Source organism: Streptomyces prasinopilosus (assembly GCF_001419695.1).
GTDB lineage: Bacteria > Actinomycetota > Actinomycetes > Streptomycetales > Streptomycetaceae > Streptomyces > Streptomyces prasinopilosus.
In genome coordinates this window covers 1-5,156 of record NZ_LIRG01000574.1, presented here as the reverse complement: position 1 = coordinate 5,156, position 5,156 = coordinate 1, and the positions used below count along the sequence as shown (strand labels likewise).

3 protein-coding genes are annotated in these 5,156 nt (G+C 71.6%); 1 reads left to right on the top strand and 2 read right to left on the bottom strand.

Annotated elements, in window-relative coordinates; all coding sequences use genetic code 11:
* The first annotated feature begins 231 nt into the window (after nucleotides 1–231).
* Complete coding sequence (locus AOK18_RS22365; RefSeq protein ID WP_055695505.1) at nucleotides 232–1,422, top strand: pyridoxal phosphate-dependent aminotransferase; 1,191 nt, start codon at nucleotides 232–234, stop codon at nucleotides 1,420–1,422.
* 129 nt (nucleotides 1,423–1,551) lie between these two features.
* On the opposite strand, the gene AOK18_RS22360 is transcribed toward AOK18_RS22365, so the two are convergent.
* Both AOK18_RS22360 and clpB read right to left on the bottom strand, forming a co-directional pair.
* Entirely contained in the window at nucleotides 1,552–2,082 is a 531-nt protein-coding gene (locus AOK18_RS22360; RefSeq protein WP_055573680.1) for a YbjN domain-containing protein, read from the bottom strand.
* Nucleotides 2,083–2,253: 171 nt separating this feature from the next.
* Nucleotides 2,254–4,851 (bottom strand): ATP-dependent chaperone ClpB, encoded by a 2,598-nt coding sequence (gene clpB / locus AOK18_RS22355; RefSeq protein ID WP_055695504.1) that lies wholly within the window; start codon nucleotides 4,849–4,851, stop codon nucleotides 2,254–2,256.
* Between the last annotated feature and the right edge of the window lie 305 nt (nucleotides 4,852–5,156).

The following is a 5,156-nucleotide window of genomic DNA, read 5'->3' as shown; positions in this document are numbered from 1 at the left end:
TCGTCCCGCCGGCGGGACGACTCCGTCCCGTCGTCCTCGCCAGGCCGAGCGCCCCCGCGAGGACCAGGGCCAGGATGATGGCGATGACCATGACGTCACCGTCCTTTCGTTCCCCCGTGATGCGTCCCAGGCGACCCCCCGTGGGCGCCTCGCTCACGCGTGTGGACGGGAGATGCCCGATGCCCGCGCGGCCCAAAGCGGAGTTGAGCAAGTCCAGAGGTTCGGCGCAGGATGGCCGGCATGACCTCCAGCGCGCGTCCCCTCCTGAACCGCCGGCTCGCCGGGTTCGGGACCACGATCTTCGCCGAGATGTCCGCCCTGGCCCTGCGCACCGGCGCCATCAACCTGGGCCAGGGCTTCCCGGACACCGACGGCCCCGAGGAGGTCAGGGAGGCGGCGGTGCGGGCCCTGCGGGACGGCCGCGGCAACCAGTACCCGCCCGGCCCCGGCGTCCCCGAACTGCGCACCGCGATCGCCGCGCACCAGCGGCGCCGCTACGGCCTCGCCCTCGACCCCGACACGGAGGTCCTGGTCACCGCGGGCGCCACCGAGGCGATCGCCGCGTCGCTGCTCGCCCTGCTGGAGCCGGGTGACGAGGTGGTCGCCCTGGAGCCGTACTACGACTCGTACGCGGCCTGCGTCGCGATGGCGGGCGCCACCCGCGTGCCGGTCACCCTGCGCCCCCGCGGGGACCGCTTCCACCTCGACCTGGACGAACTGCGCGACGCCGTCACCGACCGCACCCGCCTGCTGCTGATCAACACCCCGCACAACCCGACCGGCACCGTCCTCACCCGTGAGGAGCTGGCCGCGATCGCCGGGCTGGCGGTGGAGCGCGACCTGCTGGTGGTGACGGACGAGGTGTACGAGCACCTGGTCTTCGACGACGCCGAGCACGTCCCCCTGGCGGGCTTCCCGGGCATGCGGGACCGCACGGTCACCATCTCCAGCGCCGGCAAGACCTTCTCCTTCACCGGCTGGAAGGTCGGCTGGGTGACGGGGACGCCCGAACTGGTGACGGCGGTCCGCTCGGCGAAGCAGTACCTGACGTACGTCTCCGCGGGCCCCTTCCAGTACGCGGTCGCCGAGGCCCTCGCGCTGCCGGACGCGTACTTCGACGCCTTCCGCGCCGACCACCGGCGCAAGCGCGACCTGCTCGCGGACGGCCTGCGCTCCGCCGGCTTCGAGGTCTACCGGCCCCGGGGCACGTACTTCATCACCGCCGACATCTCCCCCTTCGGCGAGAAGGACGCCTACGCCTTCTGCCGCGCCCTTCCCGAACGCTGCGGCGTCGTCGCCGTCCCCGTGTCCGTCTTCTACGACGACCCGGAAGCCGGCCGCGGCCAGGTCCGCTTCGCCTTCTGCAAGAAGGACGAGGTCCTCACCGAGGCCGCCGGCCGGCTGCGGCGCGCCGCGCCCTGAGCAAAGGGACCGGGCGGCGGGCCCGTGGGGGAAACGGGGGAGCCCGGCTCCGGGGCGGCCTGCGGGTCGCTTCCGGAGCCGGGCTCCTCCATGGGTACGCGCGTGCGCGGGCGGGAGGCCGGGGGCTTCCTACTGCTCGTCGTCCCCGGGCTTCTCCGCGTCGTCGATCTCCTGCTCCAGGCCGAGCTGCTCGACGAGCCACTTGTCGAACTCGATCGCGGCACGCACCCAGCTGACCGTCGAGGAGACGAAGTGCTCCAGGCTGACGCCCGTGCCGATCAGCATCTGGGCCTCGCCGATGAGGCGGACGGTGCCGTCGTCGTGGGTGTGGGTGTAGACCTTGGGCCACAGGGTGCGGCGGTTCCAGTCGTCGATCGACTCGAGGAGCTGCTGCTTCTCCTCGATGTCGTGCGGCCGGTCGTAGAACGTCCGCACGGAGAAGATCTGCTGGTCACCCTCCCCACGGAACATGAAGTAGGTACGGAACTGCTCCCACGGCGCCGCGAGGTCTCCCTCGTCGTCGACGACGTACTTGAGCTCCATCTGGTCGAGGAGCTGCTTCACGAGGTCCTGATCCGGGACCACGGGGCCCGCGGGGCCCTGGGGCTGCGGCTCGGGCTGGCCCCCGAAGTTGGGAATCGAGGACGGGTCGATGGACATGCTGGGACTCTCCTGCGGTCGTCTGGCGTCCGGCCGTGGATGGGACCAGACGTACGTCCCACCCTCTCTCTCTTGGCACGTGCCGGGCAACCTGCCCGGCCGGGGGTCTCCCCACGCGCCGGCCTCCATGATCACATCCGGATGACCACGGAGGCCGCACCTCCGGAGGTGTTACAGCGTCTTTCCGGTGGCCGGACCCACCAGGAGGCCCTCGCCGGAGCGGTCCACGCGGACCGTGTCGCCGTCCTTGATCTCGCCGGACAGGATCTCCTTGGCGAGCCGGTCGCCGATGGCGGTCTGCACCAGGCGGCGCAGCGGGCGGGCGCCGTAGGCCGGGTCCATGCCCTCCTCCGCCAGCCAGCCCAGCGCCCCGGGCGTGACGTCCAGGATGAGCCGGCGTTCGGCCAGGCGGCGGCCCAGCCGGTCGAGCTGCAGTGCGGCGATGCGCTCCAGCTCGGGCATGGTCAGCGCCGAGAACACGACCAGGTCGTCCAGCCGGTTGACGAACTCCGGCTTGAAGGAGGACCGGACCACTTCCAGGACCTGTTCCTTCTTCTGCTCCTCGGTGGTCAGCGGGTCGACCAGGAACTGGCTGCCCAGGTTGGACGTCAGGACCAGGATCGTGTTGCGGAAGTCGACCGTGCGGCCCTGGCCGTCGGTGAGCCGGCCGTCGTCGAGGACCTGGAGCAGGATGTCGAAGACCTCGGGGTGGGCCTTCTCCACCTCGTCGAGGAGCACCACGCTGTACGGGCGGCGGCGCACGGCCTCGGTGAGCTGGCCGCCCTCCTCGTACCCGACGTAGCCGGGCGGGGCGCCGACCAGGCGGGCCACGCTGTGCTTCTCGCTGTACTCCGACATGTCGATGCGGACCATCGCCCGCTCGTCGTCGAAGAGGAAGTCGGCGAGCGCCTTGGCCAGTTCGGTCTTGCCGACGCCGGTGGGGCCGAGGAAGAGGAAGGAGCCGGTGGGGCGGTCCGGGTCGGCGATCCCGGCGCGGCTGCGGCGGACGGCGTCCGACACCGCCCGCACGGCCTCGGTCTGGCCGATGAGCCGCTTGCCCAGCTCGTCCTCCATGCGCAGCAGCTTCTGCGTCTCGCCCTCCAGCAGGCGGCCGGCGGGGATGCCGGTCCAGGAGGCGACGACGTCCGCGATGTCGTCGGAGCCGACCTCCTCCTTGACCATGGTGTCCTTGGCCACCTCCTCCTCGGCCTCGGAGGCGGCCTCCAGGTCGCGTTCCAGGCCGGGGATCTCGCCGTAGAGCAGCTTGGAGGCGGTGTCGAAGTCGCCCTCGCGCTGGGCGCGTTCGGCCTGGCCGCGCAGTTCGTCGAGCTTCTCCTTCAGCTCGCCGACCCGGTTGAGGGACTGCTTCTCCTTCTCCCAGCGGGCATTGAGGCCGCGCAGTTCCTCCTCCTTGTCGGCGAGGTCGCGGCGCAGCTTCTCCAGGCGTTCGAGGGAGGCGGCGTCGGTCTCCTTGCCGATCGCCAGTTCCTCCATCTTCAGCCGGTCGACCGAGCGCTGGAGTTCGTCGATCTCGACGGGCGAGGAGTCGATCTCCATGCGGAGCCGGGAAGCCGCCTCGTCGACCAGGTCGATGGCCTTGTCGGGCAGGAAGCGGGAGGTGATGTAGCGGTCCGAGAGGGTCGCCGCCGCCACCAGCGCGCTGTCGGCGATCTGCACCTTGTGGTGCGCCTCGTAGCGGCCCTTCAGGCCGCGCAGGATGGCGATGGAGTCCTCGACCGACGGCTCGGCGACCAGCACCTGCTGGAAGCGGCGCTCCAGCGCCGGGTCCTTCTCGATCCGCTCGCGGTACTCGTCGAGGGTGGTGGCGCCGACCATGCGCAGCTCGCCGCGGGCGAGCATCGGCTTGAGCATGTTGCCGGCGTCCATGGCGGAGTCGCCGCCGGCACCGGCGCCGACGACCGTGTGCAGCTCGTCGATGAAGGTGATGATCTGCCCGTCGGAGTCCTTGATCTCGGCGAGGACGGTCTTCAGCCGCTCCTCGAACTCGCCGCGGTACTTGGCCCCGGCGACCATCGCCCCCAGGTCGAGCGCGACGAGCCGCTTGTCCTTCAGCGACTCGGGCACCTCGCCCTTGACGATGGCCTGGGCGAGGCCCTCGACGACGGCGGTCTTGCCGACGCCGGGCTCACCGATCAGCACCGGGTTGTTCTTGGTGCGGCGGGACAGCACCTGCACGACCCGCCGGATCTCCTGGTCGCGGCCGATCACCGGGTCGAGTTTGCCCTCGCGGGCGGCCTCGGTGAAATCGGTCCCGAACTTCTCCAGGGCCTTGTACTGGCCCTCGGGGTCGGCCGTCGTCACCCGACGGGCTCCTCTCGTCTGCTGGAAGGCCGCCTGCAGCTTCTTCGCGGTGGCGCCCTGGCCGGACAGCACCTCGCCGGCCGCGCCGCCCTTCGCGGCGATGCCCAGGAGCAGGTGCTCGGTGGAAAGGTACTCGTCGCCCAGGTCGCGGGCGCGGGCCTGGGCGTCCGCGATGACGGCGAGCAGCTCGCGGTTGGGCTGGGGCGGGGCGACGGTGGACCCGGTGACGCTCGGCAGCCCGGCGAGGACGCGCTCGGCCCCGGCGCGGACGGCGGCCTGGTCGGCGTCGACCGCGGCGAGCAGGTCGGTGATGTTCTCGTTGTCCTGCCCCTCGAGCAGGGCGAGCAGCAGGTGGGCGGGGGTGAGGTCGGGGTGTCCCCCGGTCAGGGCCCGATTGCCGGCTGCGTTGATCGCGTCCCGGCTCCGGTTGGTCAGCTCGGCGTCCACGTTCGCGTTCTCCTCCTTGCGATGACCGTTCAGCGGCCTTCCCGGCCGACATCGGCTTGGCTGACTCGGTCAGCGTACACAAACTTGAGTCTATTCCACTCAAGGTGAGGACGGGAGGCCCGGGGCGGTCGGGTTCCCGGGCCCTCCGTTCCCGGATTCCCCCGCTCCCCGGGTTCCACGGCATCCCGGCTCCCCGGCTCCCCGGCTCCCCGGCTCCCGGCTCCCGGCTCCCGGCTCCCGGCTCCCGGCTCCCGGTGCGACCGTCGTCCCGCGCACCTCGCCCCGCGCACCTCGCACCTCGCACC